The sequence below is a fragment of the Streptomyces sp. NPDC001219 genome (genome assembly GCF_053597915.1).
The window spans coordinates 1-20,915 of record NZ_JBSFJF010000098.1 but is presented as its reverse complement, the minus strand read 5'-3'; the positions used below and the strand labels follow the sequence as shown (position 1 = coordinate 20,915).

Annotated in this window: 16 protein-coding genes; 9 read left to right on the top strand and 7 right to left on the bottom strand. The window is 69.8% G+C overall.

What is annotated here, in order from left to right:
• The first annotated feature begins 244 nt into the window (after positions 1–244).
• The gene (locus ACWC9R_RS34235; RefSeq protein ID WP_450737472.1) at positions 245–1,465 is read left to right on the top strand and encodes a styrene monooxygenase/indole monooxygenase family protein; all 1,221 of its coding nucleotides are present in this window, start codon (positions 245–247) and stop codon (positions 1,463–1,465) included.
• Positions 1,466–1,547: 82 nt separating this feature from the next.
• Positions 1,548–3,269 (top strand): flavin reductase, encoded by a 1,722-nt coding sequence (locus tag ACWC9R_RS34230; protein ID WP_450737471.1) that lies wholly within the window; start codon positions 1,548–1,550, stop codon positions 3,267–3,269.
• 149 nt (positions 3,270–3,418) lie between these two features.
• Here the strand turns inward: ACWC9R_RS34230 and ACWC9R_RS34225 are convergent, their stop codons facing one another.
• From ACWC9R_RS34225 to ACWC9R_RS34210, 4 genes are all read right to left on the bottom strand, one after another.
• Complete coding sequence (locus tag ACWC9R_RS34225; RefSeq protein WP_450737469.1) at positions 3,419–4,351, bottom strand: L-tyrosine/L-tryptophan isonitrile synthase family protein; 933 nt, start codon at positions 4,349–4,351, stop codon at positions 3,419–3,421.
• Between the two features lie 132 nt (positions 4,352–4,483).
• A complete protein-coding gene (locus ACWC9R_RS34220) occupies positions 4,484–5,740 on the bottom strand; it encodes a cytochrome P450 family protein (RefSeq protein WP_450737467.1) in 1,257 nt (418 codons plus the stop codon).
• A gap of 11 nt (positions 5,741–5,751) precedes the next feature.
• Complete coding sequence (asnB, locus tag ACWC9R_RS34215) at positions 5,752–7,578, bottom strand: asparagine synthase (glutamine-hydrolyzing) (RefSeq protein ID WP_450737465.1); 1,827 nt, start codon at positions 7,576–7,578, stop codon at positions 5,752–5,754.
• Between the two features lie 16 nt (positions 7,579–7,594).
• Positions 7,595–9,043 carry an MFS transporter gene (locus ACWC9R_RS34210; protein WP_450737463.1) on the bottom strand — a complete coding sequence of 483 codons (1,449 nt, stop codon included), beginning with the start codon at positions 9,041–9,043 and terminating at the stop codon, positions 7,595–7,597.
• Positions 9,044–9,418: 375 nt separating this feature from the next.
• On the opposite strand from ACWC9R_RS34210, the gene ACWC9R_RS34205 reads away from it, so the two are divergent.
• On the top strand, positions 9,419–9,634 hold the full coding sequence (locus ACWC9R_RS34205; RefSeq protein WP_450737462.1) for a heavy-metal-associated domain-containing protein: 216 nt from the start codon (positions 9,419–9,421) through the stop codon (positions 9,632–9,634).
• 68 nt (positions 9,635–9,702) lie between these two features.
• Here ACWC9R_RS34205 and ACWC9R_RS34200 read toward each other — a convergent pair whose 3' ends face one another.
• Genes ACWC9R_RS34200 through ACWC9R_RS34190 form a run of 3 tightly spaced genes read right to left on the bottom strand, consistent with a single transcriptional unit; the run spans position 9,703 to position 12,682 of the window.
• Positions 9,703–10,518, bottom strand: a complete 816-nt coding sequence (locus ACWC9R_RS34200) for an ABC transporter ATP-binding protein (protein ID WP_450737460.1) — start codon at positions 10,516–10,518, stop codon at positions 9,703–9,705.
• Entirely contained in the window at positions 10,515–11,603 is a 1,089-nt protein-coding gene (locus tag ACWC9R_RS34195) for a FecCD family ABC transporter permease (RefSeq protein ID WP_450737459.1), read from the bottom strand. The genes ACWC9R_RS34200 and ACWC9R_RS34195 overlap by 4 nt, the downstream gene beginning before the upstream one ends.
• Positions 11,604–11,605: 2 nt before the next feature.
• Complete coding sequence (locus ACWC9R_RS34190; protein WP_450737457.1) at positions 11,606–12,682, bottom strand: ABC transporter substrate-binding protein; 1,077 nt, start codon at positions 12,680–12,682, stop codon at positions 11,606–11,608.
• A 322-nt stretch (positions 12,683–13,004) separates the two neighbouring features.
• Between ACWC9R_RS34190 and ACWC9R_RS34185 the strand changes: the two genes are divergently transcribed.
• From ACWC9R_RS34185 to ACWC9R_RS34160, 6 genes are all read left to right on the top strand, one after another.
• Complete coding sequence (locus ACWC9R_RS34185) at positions 13,005–13,499, top strand: hypothetical protein (RefSeq protein WP_450737455.1); 495 nt, start codon at positions 13,005–13,007, stop codon at positions 13,497–13,499.
• Between the two features lie 586 nt (positions 13,500–14,085).
• Positions 14,086–14,703 carry a hypothetical protein gene (locus tag ACWC9R_RS34180; protein ID WP_450737453.1) on the top strand — a complete coding sequence of 206 codons (618 nt, stop codon included), beginning with the start codon at positions 14,086–14,088 and terminating at the stop codon, positions 14,701–14,703.
• A gap of 779 nt (positions 14,704–15,482) precedes the next feature.
• On the top strand, positions 15,483–16,727 hold the full coding sequence (locus tag ACWC9R_RS34175; RefSeq protein WP_450737452.1) for a sugar ABC transporter substrate-binding protein: 1,245 nt from the start codon (positions 15,483–15,485) through the stop codon (positions 16,725–16,727).
• A gap of 130 nt (positions 16,728–16,857) precedes the next feature.
• Complete coding sequence (locus ACWC9R_RS34170; RefSeq protein ID WP_450737473.1) at positions 16,858–17,757, top strand: carbohydrate ABC transporter permease; 900 nt, start codon at positions 16,858–16,860, stop codon at positions 17,755–17,757.
• Positions 17,754–18,638 carry a carbohydrate ABC transporter permease gene (locus tag ACWC9R_RS34165; RefSeq protein ID WP_450737450.1) on the top strand — a complete coding sequence of 295 codons (885 nt, stop codon included), beginning with the start codon at positions 17,754–17,756 and terminating at the stop codon, positions 18,636–18,638. The genes ACWC9R_RS34170 and ACWC9R_RS34165 overlap by 4 nt, the downstream gene beginning before the upstream one ends.
• 93 nt (positions 18,639–18,731) lie before the next feature.
• The gene (locus tag ACWC9R_RS34160; RefSeq protein ID WP_450737449.1) at positions 18,732–20,798 is read left to right on the top strand and encodes a glycoside hydrolase family 31 protein; all 2,067 of its coding nucleotides are present in this window, start codon (positions 18,732–18,734) and stop codon (positions 20,796–20,798) included.
• The last annotated feature ends 117 nt before the right edge of the window (positions 20,799–20,915 follow it).

Here is a 20,915-nt window from a genome sequence, read left to right as displayed (position 1 = left end):
CGTCGACGAGGTGGAAGCCGGCCAGCATCTCGCGGAAGCGCTCCGGGCCGATCGCGATCATCAGCGACAGGCCGATCGCGGAGTCGAAGGTCCGGCGGGCAGCCGCATTCCACACAACGGCCGCTCACTCGTCGGCGCCGCCGCGTGCCGAAACGCTGCACAGCCCACGGCACCTGCACAGCCCACGGCACTGCGCGGCACCGCTCAGAAAAACCCGCACACCCCAACCCCCGGAGTACCCCTCATGCGCAAGATCACCATCGTCGGAGCCGGCCAGGCAGGCCTCCAGCTCGGTATCGGCCTGCTCAGCCACGGTTTCGACGTCACCCTCGTGTCCAACCGCACCGGAGACCAGATCCGCGAGGGCCGGGTCATGTCCAGCCAGGCCATGTTCGGCACGGCACTGGCCCACGAGCGCAACCTCGGCCTCGATTTCTGGGGCGACGCCTGCCCGCCGATCGCCGGGCTCGGCGTGAACATCGCCGACGGCCAAGGCGGCCGGGCGCTCTCCTTCGACGCCCGCCTCGACGCCACCGCCCGCTCCATCGACCAGCGCGTCAAAATGCCACTCTGGATGGGCGAGTTCGCGCGCCGCGGCGGCCGTCTGGAGCTCTGCGAGGCCGGCATCGAGGACCTGGAGCGCTACGCCGCCGAGTCCGACCTGGTCATCGTCGCAGCCGGCAAGGGCGAGATCGCCGGGCTGTTCGAGCTGGACGCCATGCGTTCCCCGTACGACGCTCCGCAGCGCGCACTGGCCCTGGCGTACGTCACCGGCATGGCACCGCTCCCCGACCGCCCCGGCGTCAGCTTCAACGTCATCCCCGGTGTGGGTGAGTACTTCACCATGCCCAGCCTCACCACCAGCGGCCCCTGCGACATCATGTTCTTCGAGGGCATCCCGGGTGGCCCGCTCGACTGCTTCGACGGGCTCACCCCCCACCAGCAGCTGGCGAAGTTCCAGGAACTGCTGCGGACGTACGTTCCGTGGGAGGCCGAGCGCTGCACCGATGTCACGCTCACCGACCAGAACGGCACTCTCGCGGGCCGCTTCGCGCCGACCGTCCGCAAGCCCGTCGCCACGCTGCCCTCCGGCGCGCAGGTGCTCGGCCTCGCCGACGTCGTCGTCCTCAACGACCCGATCACCGGCCAGGGGTCCAACAACGCCTCGAAGTGCGCGGCCTCCTACCTCGCCACCATCCTGGACCACGGCCAGCGCGCATACGACGCCGCGTTCATGGAGCTGGCCTTCGGCCGCTTCTGGGACAACGCGCAGTCCGCCACGACCTGGACCAACGCGATGCTCGGCGCCCCGCCGCAGCACGTCCTGGAGCTCTTCGGCGCGGCGAGCGCCAACCCCCGTATCGCCGCCCGCTTCGTCAACGGCTTCGACGACCCGCGCGACCTGTTCCACTGGTTCATGGACCCGGCCGCCGCGAAGAACTACCTGACCGAGGTCGGTTCCTGAGCAGGCGTCAGGAGTAGACCACGGGCTAGCTGACGCTACGCCAGTAGCAGACAGATACGTAACGAGAGCAGGACAGCAGGACATGAGAAGGATCGCGGTGGTCGGAGCCGGGCAGGCGGGTGCCCAACTCGCCCTGGGGCTCCAGGCGCACGGTTATGACGTCACCCTGGTCACCGACCGCGGCCCCGACGAGATACGTCGTGGCCCGGTCATGTCCAGCCAGTGCATGTTCGACACCGCGCTGCAGAGCGAGCGCGAACTCGGACTGCACCACTGGGAAGACCAGGCCCCGGACATCTCCGGCATCGCGTTCTCTCTCATCGGTCCGCACGGCACTCCGGAGGTGTCCTGGCGCGCGCCGCTGGAGGGCGCTGCCCAGTCCATCGACCAGCGGGTCAAGTGTGCCGCCTGGATCGAGCAGTTCGCGGACGGCCGCGGCGAGATCGTGCTGCACGAGGCGGGCGTCAACGACCTGGAGTGGTACGCCCGTACGCACGATCTCGTCGTGGTCTCCACGGGCAAGGGCGAGCTGAGCCAACTCTTCCCGCGCAACTCCGAACTCTCCCCATACGACCGGCCGCGCCGTGCGCTGGCTCTCACGTACGTCACGGGAACGGCACCGCGGGAGGGGGAGGACGCGGTTCACTACCGCCTGGTCCCCGGCGTCGGTGAATTCTTCTCCTTTCCGGCCCTCACCACCACCGGACCCTGCGACATCATGGTCTTCGAAGGTGCCCCCGGCGGCCCGATGGACTGCTGGGACGACATCCGCACGCCCGAAGGGCACCTCACCCGCTCACTGGAGATCCTCCACCGGTTCTTCCCCGACGCGTACGAGCGCTACCGGCACGCCCGGCTCACCGACAGCGGCGGCGTGTTGCGCGGAAGGATCACGCCGACCGTTCGGTACCCCGTCGCGCGGCTGGCCTCCGGCCGGCATGTCCTCGGCATGGCCGACGCCGTCGTCCTCAACGATCCGATCACCGGCCAGGGCTCGAACAACGCGGCCCAGGCCGCGGCCCACTACCTCGACAGCATCCTCCGCCACGGCACCGCCGAATTCACCCCGCAGTGGATGCAGCGCACCTTCGACAACTTCTGGCGCGGCTGGGCCCAATGGGCCGTCGGCTGGACCAACTCCCTCCTGGCCGACCTGAGTCCCCACCACCGTGACCTGCTGACGGCGGCGGCCGAAGTCCCCTCCGTCGCCGGCGCCCTCGCCGCCGGATTCGACGACCCGCGCACCCTCTACCGCTGGTGGTTCGAGGAGGGTGAGGCCCACCGCTTCCTCGCCGAGAAGCGTGCCCAGCACGCCGCCCGCTTCGACAGCCGCGAGCTGCGCCACGCGCTGGGCCAGTACGCCACCGGCGTGACCGTGGTGACGGCCCGCGCTCCCGACGGCCGCAACGTCGGTATGACCGCGAACTCCTTCACCTCCGTCTCGTTGGACCCGCCCCTCGTCCTGTGGTGCCCCGGCAAGAACAGCCCGAGCCTCCCGGACTTCACCGACGCCTCGCACTTCGCCGTGCACGTACTGGCCGCCGACCAGCATCACCTCTCCCGCCAGTTCGCCACCCCGGCCGACGACAAGTTCCGCGGCACCCCCACCACCCCCGGCATCGCCGGCACCCCCCTCCTGGACGGCGCGGTCGCCCGCTTCCAGTGCCGCACCGTCCAACGTCTCGACGCCGGCGACCACGTCGTCTTCCTCGGCGAGGTCGAACAGTTCGAGGCCGACGGCGGGGCCCCTCTGGTGTTCCACTCGGGGTACTACCAGGTGGCGACGAAGCATCCAGATCTGTGAACGCGAGTCGCCTGTTGGCCTGACACCGTCCGGCTCACGCAGGGGCGCCGCGGCTGAGCCGCACACAGGTGGATGCCGGCCGGTGAACTCTCCTTCACGTTCCGCTTCGGGCTCGGCAGCCCCCCGGAGAGCCACCTGGCGAGCGACGATCAGTCCTGGGCGAAGTGGCTGGGTCTGCCGTCGCGTTCGATCAGGCGCCCCACCTGGGCGGCCTTGGCCCGGGGCATGAGGGTCCAGGTGCCGTCGCTGCGGCGAAGGGCTGCCGAGTGCCAGGGGGTGGTCCAGGCGTCGGGGGCGTCGAGGAGGCGGATGCCGAACTTGAGGGCGCCGATGAGCTGAGGGTGGATGGACAGGCGTACGGAGCGGGGGTGGTGGTCGGCGATCAGGTCACCCCAGGCGCGGCTGCGCTGGATGACGCCGTAGGCACGCTGCCGGCACTCGCGCTGGAGGGCGGAGCGGGTGCCCGTGTGATCGGCGGTGTCGGCTACGAGGAAGCGGGTGATCCCCCGGTAGAGGGCGAGTGTGGTGTCGTCGGCGCGGACTTCGGCCCGCAGGGCTTCCCGAGTGGGGGCGTAGCGCTGGTGGAGGCGGGCGCGTTGGGTGTCGTGCGGGAGGTCGCCGAGTACGTCGCGCAGGTCGAATACGGACAGGTTCTTCAGGCCCAACTGGGCGATCAGGGTGCGTAGTTCATCGGCGTAGGCATCGACATGTGCGTCGGGGACGCCGATGAGGTCGCCGAAGGCGTGGCCGTCGGAGCAGATAATCACGCGGGCGCCGGGCGGGTAGCTCCGCTCGATCTCGGTGCACAGGGAGTTGAGGAAGCCGAGGGAGAGGCGTTCTCCCTGGTCGGGGAGGTGTCCGAGGACTTTGGCGGGGTTGGGTGACTTGCAGGGGAAGCCGGGCAGGGTGAAGACGATGGGGGCGCCGTCGCGTACGAAGTCGGTGATCTGGCCCAGTTGATGGGGAAAGCTCTCGGCCGAGGTGGGAGCTTGGTCGGTGGTGCGGTGGTGCGGCAGCAGCAGGTTCAGGAGCGTGGTGCTGACTCTTGTGGACAGGGTGTCCGGCGTGGTCGTGGGCGACATGTCGTTCCTCCGGGAGGGCATGACGGCATGACGCCGTGGCATTCGGCCAGGCGCCGTTTGTCGGTCTGGCGAGTCGGTCAGTTGGGTCCGGGGCGGGCGGCGTGGCCGGCCCCGGTCGGTCGGCGGATGGTGTCAGAGGCGTCGGTCGTAGCCGACGGGCAGACGGGGGGTGCCGCGGCCGAGGACGGCCGGGGTCCATTCGAGGTCTTCGTCCTTGACCGCGAGGTGGAGGCCCGGGAGCCGGGTGAGCAGGGTGCCCAGGGCGATCTGGAGTTCGGCGCGGGCGAGGGCGGCGCCGGGGCAGAAGTGGATGCCGTGGCCGAAGGCGAGATGGGGGTTGGGGGCGCGGTCGAGGTCGAGGGTGTCGGGGTCGGGGAAGCGGCGCGGGTCGCGGTTGGCGGCGCACAGGGAGACGATCACGGAGTCGCCCGCCGGGACTTCGGTGCCGTGGAGATCGTTGTCCTGGTCGAAGAAGCGCCAGGTGGTCAGCTCGAAGGCGCTGTCGTAACGGAGGAGTTCCTCGACCGCGCGGGGCAGCAGGCCGGGTTCGTCACGCAGGCGGGCGAGCTGGTCGGGGTGGCGGAAGAGGGCGACCAGCGCGGTGGTGATCTGGTTGGTGACCGGTTCCTGTCCGGCGACGAGGAGCTGGAAGATCATGGAGTCCAGCTCTTCCTGGGACAGTTCGCCGCGGTCGCGAGCCGTGACGAGGCGGCTGAGCAGGTCGTCGTCCCCGTGTTCGCGCTTGTGGGCGACGACGTCGGCTATGTAGCCCTGCAGGCCGTGCAGCCTGGCCTCGTACAGCGGGCGCCCGGGATCGGTGGGGCCGACGGGCTGGACGACCTTGCCCCAGTCCCGGTCGAAGCGGGCGGCCAGGTCCTGCGGGAGCCCGATGACTTCGGCGAGGACCTGGAAGGGGAAGTGGGCGGCGAAGCCGGTGACCAGGTCGGCGGGTCCGGTGTCGGGGAGCGCGTCGAGGAGGGTGTCGGCCAGTTCCTGGAAGCGCGGGCGGAGGCTCTCGATGCGGCGTGGGGTGAAGGCGTCGGTGACGAAGCGCCGCATACGGGTGTGCTTGGGCGGGTCCTGGTGGAGGAGGTGGACCTGGAGCTGGGAGTGCTGCGGCTCGGGCATGATCGAGGCGCGGGCGCGCCAGCGGTCGTTGCCGCGGTCGTGGTTCTTGCCCAGGCGGTCGTCGTTGAGGGCGGCGTGCGCGGCCTCGTAGCCGGTGACCAGCCAGGCGTGTACGCCGCTGGGGAAGAGCACGCGGTGGACGGGCCCGGCCTCACGCATCCGCTCGTAGAGGGGGTAGGGGTTGCTCTTGTAGGGGCAGCCCATCAGCGGCACGGGCTCGGGGAGCGCCTCGGTGGCCGTCTCGGGTTCGTGGAGGGTCATGCGAAGGCTCCTCAGAGGGCGATTTCGGGCCGGTAGTGGTCCAGCCACAGGGCCAGGTCGACGACGCGTTCGAGGCGGAGGCGGTGGCCCCATTCCAGCTGGTCGGGCGGGGTGTCGAGGCAGGGTTTGAGGTGGGTCTCGTCGGCCAGGGACCGGACCTGGTCGGTGGCCAGGGCGTCGCGGGCCAGGTCCTGGAGGCCGCGGTTGTAGGCGGGGTGGTGGGTGGCCGGGTAGTGGTTCTTGGGCCGGTGCAGCACGGAGTGGGGCGCGAGCCCGGCGCCGGCGGCGCGCAGCAGGCTCTTCTCCCGGCCGTCGAAGCTCTTCAGCTTCCAGGGCGTGGCGAAGGCGTACTCGACGAGGCGGTGGTCGCAGTAGGGGACGCGGACCTCCAGCCCCTGCGCCATGCTCAACCGGTCCTTGCGGTGCAGGAGTTGGCGCAGCCAGCGGGTCAGGGACAGGTGCTGCATCTCGCGCTGCCGGTGCTCGGCGGGGGTCTCGTCGTCGCGGTGCGGCACGGCGGCCAGCGCGGTGCGGTAGGTGTCGTCGCGGAACTCCCCGATGCGCAGGTCGAGTGCCGGGTTGAGCGGCATGGCGGCCTCGTCGCCGGTGACGAGCAGCCACGGGAAGGTGGCCGCGCTCAGTGCCTTCGGCGAGTGGAACCAGGGGTAGCCGCCGAACACCTCGTCCGCCGCCTCGCCGGAGAGGGCCACGGTGGAGTGCTGACGGATCTCGCCGAAGAGCAGATACAGGGAGGTGTCCATGTCGCCGACACCGATCGGTGAGTCCCTCGCCACGACGACCGCCTTGCGGTGCTCGGGGTCGAGCAGCGCGAGCGGGTCGAGGACGACCGTGCTGTGCTCGGTGCCGATGTAGTTGCCGGCCTCGGCGGCGTACGGGGTGTCGTGGCCGGTGCGCAGCACATCGCCGGTGAACTGTTCGGCCTGGTCGCTGTAGTCGACGGCGTAGGAGCGGATGCGGGCGTCCGGTCCCTCACGCAGCCGGAGTTCGTCGGCGAGCAGCGCGGTCAGCACGGTGGAGTCGATGCCGCCGGACAGCAGGCTGCACAGCGGGACGTCGGCCTCCAGCTGGCTGCGGGCTGCGGTGCCGACCAGCTCACCGATCCGTTCGACGGCCGTGTCCCGGTCGTCGTCGTGAACCTCGGCCGCCAGCTGCCAGTAGCGGCGTTCGCGGATGCCGTCGCGGTCCAGCACGAGCAGGCCGCCGGGTTCCACCTCGCGCACCCCGGACCACACCGTCGGCCCGGTGTTGAAGAGCAGGCTGTACGCCTCCCGCAGCCCGTCGGCGTCCACCCGTGGCCGGATCTCCGGGTGGGCGAACAGGGCCTTGGGCTCGGAGGCGAAGGCCAGGCCGCCGTCGACGGCGGCCCAGTACAGCGGTTTGACGCCGAGGCGGTCGCGTACCAGCAGCAGCCGCTGGGCGTGCTCGTCCCAGACGGCGAAGGCGAACATGCCGTCCAGGTGGTCGGCGAGATCCGCACCCCATTCGGCGTACGCGCGCAGCACCACCTCGGTGTCGCTGCGGGTGTGGAAGCGATGGCCCCGGCCGCGCAGTTCGGCACGCAGCTGGTGGTGGTTGTACACCTCGCCGCTGTAGCTGAGCACGGTCGTCGGGCGGTCGGGCCGGTCGGTCATCGGCTGCACGCCGCCGGCCGGGTCGATGACGGCCAGGCGGCGGTGACCGATCGCGGCGTGCTCGCCGAGCCAGACCCCGCACGCGTCCGGGCCCCGTGGAGTGAGGGTGGCCGTCATGGCATCGAGTACCGGGCCCTGGATACGGGCGTCGTGGTGGAAGGACACCCATCCGGTGATTCCGCACATAGGAGTGCCTCCTGGGTCAGTCGTGAGCGGCCGACGTCGTGTCGGTCGCCTTCTCGGGGACGGAAGCGGGCCTGCTGCCGGGCAGCGCGAGCAGGGGTACGGACAGGCACGCGGCGAGGGCGGCCAGCGCGAGCGCGGCCCGTACGCCCGCGTGAGGTCCGGTCAGCCCCCAGGCGGCGGTGGCGAGCGCGGGACCGAGGGTGAAGCCGAGACTGCGGGCGAGCTGCACCGTGGCCCCCACCGTCGCGATCCGGTCGGGCGGTGCCGCGCCCATGACGAGGGCCTGGGTCGGGCCCCCGTTCAGGCCCAGTCCGACGCCCGCCAGCGCCAGCCGCCAGGCCACGTCCAGTGGTGCCCAGCCCTCGTCCAGGGGAAGCAGCAGAAGCAGGCCGGCGGCGGTGAGGGCGGCGCCGGTGACCGCGATCGGCCGGGCGCCGATGGGGCTCCCCCCTGCTTGAGCGGAGCCGCGAGCCCGGGGGAGGTCGGCGAGGCGTCCGCCGAGTGGCCCGGCCAGCCCCATGCCGAGGGGGAAGGCCAGCATGGTCAGCCCGGTCGTGGTGGCACTGACACCGTTATCGCGCTGAAGGTGCAGGGCGACGACGTAGTGCATGGCGGCGAATCCGGCGGCCAGGGCCAGCACGGCCCCGTGCGCCCGGAACAGTCCCACCGTCCGGAGCGCGCCGACCACCGGACGGCCGCCCGGCCCGCGCAGCCACCACCACAGCGGCGGTACGGCGGCGAGGGCGAGCAGCAGCCAGGCCGGGCCGTCCGGCGCCAGCGTCAACGCCAGCAGCACGATCGCGGCTCCCGTGGCGACGAGCAGCGCGTCGGCCACCGACCGGCGGTCAGGAGCCCGCAGTCCCCCGTCCCGGGGCATCGCCCGCCAGACCACGACCAGGGCGAGCACACAGAACGGGATCTTCACCAGGAAGACGGAGCGCCAGCCCAGGTGGTCCAGCAGCATGCCGCCCACGGCGGGCCCGATCACCGCACCCAGCGGCCCCAGGGTGGCGGGCACACTCATCGCCCGTCCGCGCAGCTCCGGCCGTACCGAACGGATCGCGAGAACCGGCATCAGCACGAACAGCGCCGCACCGAACGCGCCCTGCATCAGACGGGCGGCGATCAACCAGGCCATCCAGGGCGCCGCGGCAGCCAGGGCACTGCACAGACCGAAGCCGCAGATCGCCGCCAGCACGGCGGAGCGCAGCGCCACCCCGTCGAGCCACCGGCCCACGGGCAACAGCAGTGCCACCACCGGCAGTTGATAGCCCAGGACCGCCCATTGAGCGGTCGCGGTGGACACCTGCAGACCGTCAGCGATTTCGGCCAGGGCCACGTTGACGATGTTCATGTCGAGCATCGCCACGAACGCCAGCAGACCCGCCACGGCGACCATCGGCCAGCGGTCCCCGCCCACAGGTATGTGACCGGTCCGTTCCGCACCGGGACCGTCGTTGGTCACCCTTCTCCCCCTCACTGCCACGGGTTGGCTGCCGGGCAGCAGCCTCGCTCCATAAGTCGGGGCGGAAATGAGGGGAGTTCCCGGTGACGCCCAAGAACATGACGGCAGGGATGGAGTTCTGTGCGGAACAGCAGATTCCTGTCGCGTTCCGGAGCGGAGTTCTGGACAGAGAGCGAGTGGCCACGGCGTTCCGCAGGTGACGAGGCCTGATGGCACATGGGCGCCGCTCTCCTCCACACCAACGGCCTCCAAAGCGCCACCCCACCGTGGAACTCAGGGCTCCACTCAGCCGACTCCTGAGGTGAGGGCGTCGACCTGAACGCACCTCCACGCTTCCGTACCGGCGAAAGCCCCCCAGACCCCCAGGAGTTCCCCATGGCTCAGAAGCAGTACAACGTCACCGGCATGACCTGCGAGCACTGCGTGGCGAGCGTCACGGAAGAAGTCTCCGAGGTGCCGGGGGTGAGCGAGGTCGTGGTCGATCTCGCCGCGAACAGCGTCACGGTGCACGGCACGGACCTCGATGACGAGCAGCTGCGCGCCGCCATCGTCGAGGCCGGTTACGTCGTTGCCGACTCGGTCGCCGCCTGACCCCACACGGGCACCTCGTCCCCCACCACGGGCCGGGCAGGAGCTGTCGTCTCCTGCCCGGCCCGCGTTCATCCTCCGGTGAGTACCTCCGCCGGCGCGGGCGGCTCCGTTCCGGCCGGCGCCTGGTGGTCGAAGGCGATCAGCGGATCGCCGGTGAGCGGGTGGTCGACCACCGCCGCCCGCACGCCGAACACCTCGGCCAGCAAGGCGGGAGTGAGGACTTCGCGCGGTGGTCCGGAGGCGATCACCGCTCCGCCATGCAGGACATGCAGTCGGTCGCACACGGAGGCGGCGGCGTTGAGGTCGTGCAGTGACACCAGCGTCGTACGGCGCTGGGCCCTCAGCAGGGCGAGCAGTTCGACCTGGTGGCGGATGTCGAGGTGGTTGGTCGGCTCGTCCAGCACCAGCAGGTCGGGGTCCTGGGAGAACGCGCGGGCCAGCAGGACGCGTTGGCGTTCGCCACCGGACAGGGCCGTGAACCGGCGGCCGCCCGCCGCTGCCATGCCCACGTCCGCGAGCGCTCGGGCGACGATGTCCCGGTCGGTGGCGTCATCCCCCGCGAAGGCCCGCTTGTACGGTGTGCGTCCCATCGCGACGACCTCGCGGACGGTCAGTTCGAAGTCGCTCCGCCTCTCCTGCGGCAGCGCCGCCACGTGCCTCGCCGACTGGACCGCGGACAGCTCGCGAAGGTCGGTGCCGGCCAGCAGAACGCGTCCGGCGGTGGGCTTCAAGTGCCGGTAGACGGTGCGCAGCAGCGTGGACTTGCCACTGCCGTTCGGCCCGACCAGGCCGGTGATCTCGCCCTCGGCCGCCACCAGATGGGCTCCCGCCACGACCGTACGACCGGCGTAGGCGATGCTCAGGTCTTCGATGTCGATTCTCAACTGCCGCTCCCAAGGCGCCGGTCCAGCAGGTACAGCAGGGCCGGAGCCCCGATGAGTGAGGTGACCACGCCGACCGGCAGCTCCTGCGAGCCCATCGCCGTACGGCAGACGATGTCGACCACCACCAGGAGCAGCGCCCCGAACAGCGCCGAGACCGGCAGCAGGCGACGGTGGTCGCCACCGACGACCAGGCGGCAGACGTGCGGCACCATCAGCGCGACAAAGGCGATCGCGCCGGACACCGCCACCAGGACGCCGGTCAGCACACTGGTCACCGTGAACAGCTCCCGGCGCAGCCGGGAGACATGGACGCCGAGCCCGGCCGCGGTCTCGTCGCCCATCATCAGGGCGTTCAGCCCCCGGGCCCGCGCCTGGAGCCACAGCAGGGCGAGCGGCACCACGATCGCGGGCATGGCCAGGACCGGCCAACTCGCCCCGCTCAGACTGCCCATGAGCCAGAACAGCACACTGTGCGTCTGCTGCTCGTCCTCCGCCTGCAACACCAGAAAGCTCGTGAAGCCGGACAGGAACTGGCCGATCGCCACCCCGGCCAGCACCAGTCGCAGCGGTGCGAACCCCCCGCCCCTCCGGGCGACGGCCCACACGAGGGCGAAGGTGGCCAGGGCTCCGGCGAAGGCCGCTCCCGACAGCCCCAGACCGAGCGCCCCGCCTGCGCCGAGGCCGAGGACGAGGGAAGCGACCGCTCCGAGGGACGCTCCGTTGGAGATGCCCAGCAGGTACGGGTCGGCCAGCGGGTTGCGCACCAGCGCCTGCACCGCCGTACCGACGACACCGAGCCCGGCACCCACGAGCGCGGCCAGCACGGCACGGGGGACGCGCAGTTGCCACACGATCAGGTCGTTCGTGCCCGGCCGCGGGGCCTCACCGGACAGCCGCCGCCACACCACGCTCCACACCTCGCCGGGCGAGATGGACGTCGATCCCCAGGCCACGGCGGCCGTCAGCGCGGCGAGCAGCGCGAGGACGAGAACGACCGCCAGCGGCCCGGCGGGCAGACTGCGTGCGTCCTGGTCCTGGCTCTCGTCGGTGGTCTTGCGGCGGGACGCGGACAACGTGGACAGCACGGCTAGCCGACCTTGCCCGGGTAGAGGGTCTTGGCGATCTTCTCGACCGTCTCGGCGTTCTCGACGCCGGCGATCGTGGTCGGCTCGGAGGCGATACGCAGGAAGTGCCCCTCCTTGACCGCCTTCAGCCCCTTGGTCGCCGGGTTGGTCTCCAGCCACTTCTGGGCCTCGTCGAACGCCTTCTTGTCCGCCGCCGCACTGCCCCGGCCGCGCACACCGAGCTGAATCCAGTCCGGGTTCTTGGCGATCACCTGCTCCCAGCCCACCTGCTTGTTGTCGCCATCGCAGCCGGCAAAGGCGTTCCGGGCCCCCGCCAGGGTGATCACCGCGTTGGCGACCTGGCGGTTGCAGACGACGGTGGGCTGCTTGGTGCCCGCGTCGTAGTCGAAGAAGAAGTACGTCGGCCGCTTGCCCGCCGCCGTACCACCGACCGCCTTTTGGACCGCGCCGACCTTCTCCTTCATCCCGGCGACGAGTTCCTTCGCCTTGGCGCTCGTGCCGGTGACCGCGCCGAGCGAGGTGATGTCCGCCTCGACTGCCGACAGATCCGTCACGGGCTTCTTGCCCTGCGCCGCACAGGCGGTGGACTTCAGGTAGAGGTGCTTGATGCCGGCCGCTTCGAACTCCTCCGCGGTCGGTGCGTCACCCATCCCTCCCCCGCCCATGCCCCCCATGGACGCGAACGTGTCGATGTACACGTCGGCGCCGGAGCCGAGGAGCTTCTCCTTCGGGATCACGTTCTGGCTGAGCACCTTCACCTTCTGCCCCTGCGCATCCAGCGCGCCGGGCAGCGTGCCCTTGCCGGGCGGGAAGCCGGTGCCGATCACCTTGTCCCCGGCGCCGAGGCGCAGCAGCAGCTCCAGGCTGGAGGCGTTGCTGGTGACGATCCCCTTCGGGGCATCGGAGAAGGTGGTCTTGGCCCCCATGCAGTCGGTGACGGAGACCGGGTAGCCCCCTGCGGACTTCCCGGCCTTCCCGGTGCCCTCGCCCGCCGCCCCCTTCCCCCCGCCGCCACAACCGGCGACGAGCAGGCCGCCCAGTACAACGGCCGCCGTACCGCCCCACACACGAGAACGCATCGATACCCTCCCAGGTCCACTCGGTGAGCGGACGAACCTCCGCCACCTGCTTCAGTAGTCGGGACAACCTCCCGCCGAGTTCCCACCACACCTCAGCAAGCGAACCCATGGCCCAGATCGCCTTCGCCGCACTGATACCTGCGCCGCTCCTCCCTCAGGGAGTGACTCGGGAGGGCTGACGGGTCGGGGCGCCCTTTCTCTTGCCGCCGGTGGGATCAGAACCGGCCACTGCCCCACACGTCGAACGGACCGGTCACGCTACGGGAGCAGCCAGATGGTTAGGCTACAAAGTGGAGCGTAACTAACTGATGGGGAGGGGAACATGGCGGTGGAGCCGACTGAGTCGGCCGCGTTCCGCGGCTTAGCGGAAGAGGCGACATCGAGAGAGCAGAGCCACCTCACCGGCGAGGCGAGCGTGAGGACCGGTGGCTACGGATTCCCTAATCCTGGTAGTCCTGGGTCTGCCGAGGTGATCATCACCGCCGTGGGTACGGCGGCAGTACTCCCCTTCATGCAGGCACTCGCGACCCAGGCCGGCAACCGCGCCTTCGAGGCCGCCCGACAGCTGGTGGCTCGCTGGGTTCGGGACCCCGGTTCGGCTACGCCACCGGTGGTGGACAGGGGAGAGACCCTGACGGTCATCGACGAGGGCGATGGACGACTGACATTTGAGGTCCCTTCGGGGCTTCCTGACGTGGCATTGGAAGCGCTGACCCGTGTCGATCTGGAGGCCCTGGCCGCACCGTCCCGCGACGGTGGGAGGGTACTGATCCTGTGGGACCCCAGAAGTCGTGAGTGGCGGAGGGCCGTCAGCTAGGGGGTGCCTGTTCCCTCACGTGACTGACGGTTCCAGCCATATCGACCGGGCGCATGCAGCGAAGGGCCGCCGATAGGTGGCTGTCGGGGTCATCGCCACCGTCCAGCAGCAGGTCGATGCCGCGGCCGTGAGGTGGGCGACTGCGACCGCACGGCGACGGGCGCAGTCCCCAGACGCTGTCCGGCACAGGAGGGACGGCTGCCGGAGAACCGCACTGCTGCTGCCGGCGGCATCCAGACGCACCGTCCACCTGTGCCCCAGCACCCGCTCATCCAGCTCGCCAGCCGTGACCTCCGTCGTCCCGCTCCTGCTCTGCCGTGTCCGCAGGGAAGGGAAGGGGCGGCGCATGAGGGTTCCGCCCGAGGGGAATCACGGATGGGTGAAGACAACGGGGCACGGGCGGGGTTGGTACCGCGGGCGGCTGCCCGTCTGGTTACGGGGACTGGTCGTCCTCGCGGCCGGATGGGGAGTCCTTCTCTGCGGTCAGCAGGTCGCCGAAGGCTACGCGGCGACCATGGCGTATCGCGACGCGCCGGTCTGTGAGGCCGGGAGCCGGAGCGGGAACGGGGCCGACGGTGAGGCGTGTGTGAGGCGTGAGGTGGGCACGGTGCTCGACCGCCGGACAGGCGAACACTGCACCTCCAACGGCACAAGCGGCGGCACAAGCGGGGGCGTCACGGCGATCGGCGGTGGCGGCGGCATGGCCAGCGCCGGTGGAAGCACCGGTGGCGCGGTGACCGGCGGGGTGACCGCAGGGGGTGGTGGGGGCGGCACTACGTGCACGACCTACCACGACGTCAAGGTCGAGTGGCCCGACCGCACCGTCTGGTTGGCGGTGGGGTCGGAGACGTACGACGAGGTCAGGACGGGCGACCGCGCCGGAGTCCGGCTGTGGCGGGGTGAGGTCGTGGGGCTGAAGGTGCGCGACCGCACCCATTCCTACGCACCCTCCTCGCAGAGCGGGGTCCTGCCGTGGCTCGCCCTGGGCTGCCTGATCCTCGCGGCTGGCGCGTGGGGAGTGGTGAGCGGGCGGCTCTCGGGCCTCCTCGCCTTCCCCAACTTCGGCTGGCTGTTCGTGGCCGTCGGAGTCGGATGGCTCGGTGCCATGGCGCTGTTCGGCGGACCGCCCTTGGTCTGGGGCTTCGCGATCGTGTGGACGGGGTTCGCCGCCTTCTGGATCATCGGCGCCTGGCGCATCGGTTGACGGCCGCGCTCGGGCCACCGGTCAGGGGTCCGATGCCCGAAGGACACCCCCCGCCAGTAGCCGGGACCCAGGTGGAGGGGACGCGCAGCGGCGCCGAGGTACGCGCGGAGCCGAGAGAGTGCGTGGTCGCAGGTGATATGGCATCAGCTGCCAGTGAACGGCGGTAGTGCTGCCCTCAGCGCTCGATTCATCAAGCGACTCCCACCAGCCTGAGAAACATGCACCGCTCGCCGCAGAAGAGCCGGACGATCGCGCGCTCGCCTGCGGTTCACAGACCTGCCGGAAGGCCAGTTCATATGCCTTTCACGAAAAGGCAGGGATTTCCTTGACACTACCGGTAGGGCGTGCCTGTAATTCCTGTCGAAGCAGTTGGCGAACCGGTTGTCGAATGGTTCGCCAATGGGGTCGAGTACCCGCCGGCCCGGGAGGCGAGCGGTGAACATCAGCGGAATCGCCGAGCGGGCAGGTATGTATCGCAGCACGGTTTCCTGCGTGCTCAGCGGCAAGCGTCCTGCGCCGGACGAGGTCAGAGTTTGAGTCCACCAGGTCAGCTCGAAGTCGGGATGCCGTCCCGGTGTCACCGCGCGCGCTGCCGCATGACTCCACGAACTCCGCGCCACAAGCCCGGCATCCCCAGGAGCAGTGTCTGCTGATGATCTGCTGCGGGTTTATGGTCTTTCGCATTCCGATCGGCGTCTGCCTCTCCGCGCGTCGACAGGAGGCCAAGGCCTGGGTCGCACATGTCAGTGTCTGCGCACCGATTTCCCCTTGGAGCCGCCATGCGCACCTCTGTTGAATGCCGTCGCACCCGGCCCATCGTGACTTTGGCGGCGACGGTCACCGCGGCGGGCCTGCTGCTGACGTCCTGCGGCGGTGATGGCTCGCCGCCCAGGCCCACCGAAAGCGGCAAGATCACTCTCACCGAAATGGACTATTACATCTCCGAACCCGGGCGGAGTGCCCTGGCCAAGCAGCTCGCTCGGTGCGGCAAGCTGGCGGGGGTCACCATCAAGCGGCAGATTGTGCCGGACCTGCGTACGAAAGTGCTCCAGTTGGCGAACAGTCGGGCGCTGCCAGACCTGATCCTCCTGGACAACCCTGACCTGCAGCAGCTCGCCGCCACGGGAGCGCTCGTCGACCTCGGCGCGGCCGGCGTGAAGACCGACGGAATGTATCCGAACATCGTCGCCGCGGGTAAGTACCGGGGCAAGCAGTACGGCGTGGCGCCCGGTGTGAACCAGTTGGCGCTCTACTACAACTCGTCGATGCTTGAGAAGGCGGGCGTCAAACCGCCTGCCACATGGGATGAGTTGCGCGTCGCGGCCAAGAAGCTGACGCGGGGCGACAAGGTGCACGGAATCGGCTTTGCCGTGCCGGCCACGGAAGAAGGCAGTTTCCAGTTCGAGGCCTTCTTCTTCAGCGCGGGCGCTTCCCTGGAGAAGCTCGATTCACCGGAGGCCGTGTCGGCGCTGAGTCTGTTGAAGGACCTGGTTGCCTCCGGTTCTGCGCCGAAGGACGTGCTCAGCTGGAATCAGATGAATGTCGGGGAGCAATTCGCAAACGGTTCGCTGGCTATGATGATCAATGGTCCCTGGGAGCTGCCCCTGTTGCGAAAGGCAGGCATGAAGGATTTTGGTGTCGTGCCGGTGCCCGCCCCGGCCGGGGGTACCTCCTCCGGTGCGCTCGGCGGTGAGGTGTGGGCGGCCGGCAGCCGTGGGGAGAAGTCTCGCAAGGCGGCCGAGGTCATCAAGTGCATGGTGTCGAAGGGAAACAGTCTTGAGTGGGCCAAGCTCACCAATTACGTGCCGTCCGACCCTGAGGTGGCCGCGGAATTCAGTGCTGCTGTGCCCGAGATGAAGACGTTCGTGGAGACCATCGGAAGCGCCAAGAGCCGTACGGCGGAAGTCGGGCCGGATTACCCGAAGTACTCGCAGGCGATGTGGACCGCCGTGCAGGCAGCCTTGTCAGGGAGCAAGACGCCCGGCGCGGCGCTGACTGACGCGCAGAAGCAGGCGACGCAATGAGCGCCGAGCCGCTGACCCGTGGGTGGTACACGCCGGCGGCCGCCCTTCCGGAAAGGTAGCCGTGGTTCCGGAAGTGCCCAAGAACGCGGCGGCCGTCGGCCGCAAGAGGCCGCCGCCGGAACGCTCCTTCGTGGCTGCGGCGGCTCGCGGCAGACGGCTCGGGACCGGGTTCATCGTGCCGGTCGTCGTGTTCGTCGCGGTGTTCTACGTCTATCCTCTGGCCCGCAATGTGGTGCTGTCCTTCCAGGACTACGACATCAACTCCCTGTACAGCGGCAACGCCCCGTTCATCGGTCTCGGCAACTACCGCCGGCTGCTGAGCACCCCCGCCTTTGCCACCGCCGTCGTCAACACCGTGGTTTTCGTTGCGGGCTCGCTCTTCTTCCAGTTCACGATCGGCCTGGGACTCGCGGAGTTCTTTCGCCGCTCGTTTCCGCTCAGCCCGCTGTTGCGGTCGCTCTTGCTGATCCCCTGGCTCCTGCCCATGGTCGTCGGTGGCACGTTGTTCCGCTGGCTGCTCGACACCAGCAACGGCGTCGTCAACCAGATCCTGCTCACCCTCCATCTGGTCCAGGACCCGGTGCCGTGGCTCAACACCCCCGACACCGCGATGGCTTCAGTGTTGATCTGCAACATCTGGATCGGTGTGCCGTTCAACATGGTGATCCTCCACAGCGGGCTGCTGGCCATCCCGACGGAGCTCTATGAGGCGGCTTCCCTGGACGGCGCCGGCCACTGGCAGCAGTTCCGCTATGTCACCTTGCCCCAGATCAGACCCGTGATCGGCATCGTCGTGACGCTCGGCCTGATCTACACGCTCAAGGTCTTCGACGTGATCTGGGTGATGACCAAGGGCGGCCCGGCAAACGCCACCCACACGATCACCACCTACGCCTACCAGCTGTCCTTCGGCGGGCTGTCGGAGTTCGGTCTCGGAGCGGCCGCGGGTGACCTGCTCATTCTCGTCGCCGCCGTCTTCGCCCTGCTGTACCTGCGGGCGCTGCGGGCTGATCCTGGAGCCCGCGCATGACCGCCGCCCGCGCCGCTCGGAGCCGGCGCACCCCGGTCCGTGGCGGACGGGGCCGGGCGGCCGTACCCACCTGGGCGAAATCCGTGTTCGGTGTCGCCGTCGTCGCCGTCATGCTGTTCCCGCTGTACTGGATGGTGAACGCGTCCTTCCAGACCAATCAGCAGTTGGCCCGGCCCTCACCGCACTGGCTGCCCCTCGGCGGCACGCTCAACGGCTACCGGGACGCGCTGTCCCAGCAAGGTGGCCATCTGCTGGCATCCCTGATCATCGCCACGGGCGCCACGGTCCTGACGCTGGCCCTGGCCGCGCCGGCGGCCTACGCGCTGGCGCAGCTGCGCTCCCCGGGCGGCAGGACGCTCCTGAGCGTGCTGCTGGTCGTCCAACTCGTGCCCGGCATCGTCATGGCCAACGCGCTGTACCAGATCTTCGCCTCCGTCCAGATCCTCAACTCGGCCCTGGCGTTGATCCTGGCCGACGCCACGCTGGCCGTCCCCTTCGCCGTACTCATCCTGCGGGCCTTCATGACCGCCATCCCCCGATCCCTGCTGGAGGCAGCGGCACTGGACGGTGCGGGCGCGGTACGCATCTTCTGGCAGATCGTGCTTCCCATATCCCGCAACGCGCTGATCACCGCAGGCCTTTTCGCGTTCCTCTTCGCATGGGGCGACTTCCTGTTCGCCGCCACGCTCAACCTCAACACCACGACATGGAAGCCGATCACGCTGGGTCTGTACGACTACATCGGTGCCGGCACCAACGTCACCATCTGGAACGCGGTAATGGCCACCGCCGTCATCGCCTGCCTGCCCGCCGCGCTGCTTCTGACCATTGCCCAGCGGCACATCGCTGCCGGAGTCACCAACGAAGCGGTCAGAGACTGACCGCGCCGTGAACCGCCACTCGCGCCCCTGCGCCGCCACTGACCCGTACAGCCGCCACTGACTCGTACAACAGCCCTGTGAGTAAGGAGCAGCATGTCTCCGCCCGACGGCACAAGGCCGGCCCCCTCCCCCTCCTCGTCCGACGCAGCCGGGACCGGCTCCCGACCTCCCGCCTCCTCCCGTCCGGCCGTCTGCCTCGAGTTCGGCGACGCCGAGCACGTACTGCGGGTGGAGCCCTGGGGAGCCGACAGTGTGCGGGTGCGCGCGGCCCGACACCGTGTGCACGACGACCTGCCGGGAGCCTTGGGTGCGCCCCCTGCCGCCGTGGACGCAGAGTTGGGCGTGGGCCCCCACGGCAGCCGGACCCTCACGGTCGGGCGGCTGCGGGTGGAGCTGTCTCCCCGGGGCCACCTGCGTTTCGCCCGTACGCAGGACGGAACCGAGCTGCTGCGGGAGTCCGTCGGTCACTTCGCCTGGCCCGGTCCCCGCCAGTTCACACCGGTCGGCGAGGGCAGCTACCGGCTGGAACAGCGCTTCGCCGCGTGTGACGGTGAGCAGTTCTTCGGGCTGGGCCAGCACTCCCACGGGCGCCTCGACCACAAGCACATGGTGATCGACCTGGTGCAGCGCAACGGGGAGGTCACCATCCCCTTCGCCCTCTCCTCCCGGGGCTACGGTCTGCTGTGGAACCTGCCCGCCGTCGGACGTGTGGAGTTGGCCGCCAATCAGACCCGCTGGGTCGCCGACGCCGCCGATCAGATCGACTACTGGATCACCACCGGTCCGACTCCCGCCGGCATCATGGCCAACTATGCCGATGCCACCGGCCATGCTCCCGTGCTGCCGGAATGGGCTCTGGGACTGTGGCAGTCCCGCCTGCGGTACCGGACACAGGAGGAGCTGCTGGGCGTCGCTCGCGAACACCGACGCCGGGGTCTTCCGCTGTCGGTCATCGCCGTGGACTTCTTCCACTGGCCGCATCTGGGCGACTGGCGCTTCGATACCGCCGACTGGCCCGACCCGGCCGGCATGGTGGCGGAACTGGCGAGCATGGGCGTACGGCCGCTGGTGTCCGTGTGGCCGTCCGTCAGCGTCGTGAGCGAGAACTACCCGCACATGCGGGATGAGCGGCTGCTGCTGGGAACGGAGCAGGGCCAGCCGTTCCAGCACGTCTTCCCCGACAGCCAGGTCGACGACAAGTCCCTGCCCGTGGTGTTCTACGACCCCACCGACGAGCGGGCTCGTGACTACATCTGGAGCCGCATCAAGCGCAACTACTACGATCTCGGCTTCCGGCTGTGGTGGCTGGACGCCTGCGAACCGGAGATGTACCCCGAACAGTTCGGCAACCTGCGTTACGCGGCGGGGCCCGGCCGGGCGGTGGCCAACGTGTACCCGCGCGAGCATGTGCGCGGATTCTTCGAGCACATGCGGGCCGAAGGCGAGGACGTTCCGGTCAGCCTGGTGCGGTCCGCCTGGTCCGGCAGCCAGGCCTACGGGGCGGCTCTGTGGTCGGGTGACATCCCGGCCACCTTCGAGGCACTCGCGGCGCAGGTGCGCGCCGGGCTGAGCGTGGGCCTGAGTGGCATTCCGTGGTGGACCACCGACATCGGCGGCTTCCATGGTGGCGACCCGGACGACCCCGCTTACCGGGAGCTGCTCATCCGCTGGTTCCAGTTCGCCGTCTTCTGCCCCCTGCTGCGGATGCACGGCCACCGCGAACCGCGGGACATCCTCACAGCCGACCGGGACGGGGGACCCAACGAGCTGTGGTCCTACGGTCAGGAGGCCTATCGCATCCTGACCCGGCAGCTGCGGCTACGCCAGGACCTTCGTGCGTATCTCCACCGTCAGATGGTCTCCGCCGCCGACTGCGGTGCACCGGTCATCCGGCCGCTGTTCTTCGGCTTTCCCGACGACCCGGCCGCGTGGACGGTCGAGGACCAGTTCCTGTGCGGCCCGGACCTGCTGATCTCCCCGGTGACCCGACTCGGCGAACGGCACCGCCAGGTCTACCTGCCGGCCGGCGCCGACTGGAGGGCCGCCGCCACAGGAACCGTCCAGGACGGTGGCCAGACCCTCACCGCTGACGCTCCACTGGAATGCATCCCCGTCTTCGTACGTCGCGGCTCCACCCTGGATGTGAGCTTTCCGGGCTGAACAGGGGGCCTCGTGCCGCGTCACCAGGTCGCCGGGGGGGGGGCCCCGCCCCGCGGGCCCCCTCGACTGCTATCTGGTGCCGGTCGACATCTGCTACGAACTCGTGGGCCGGATGCG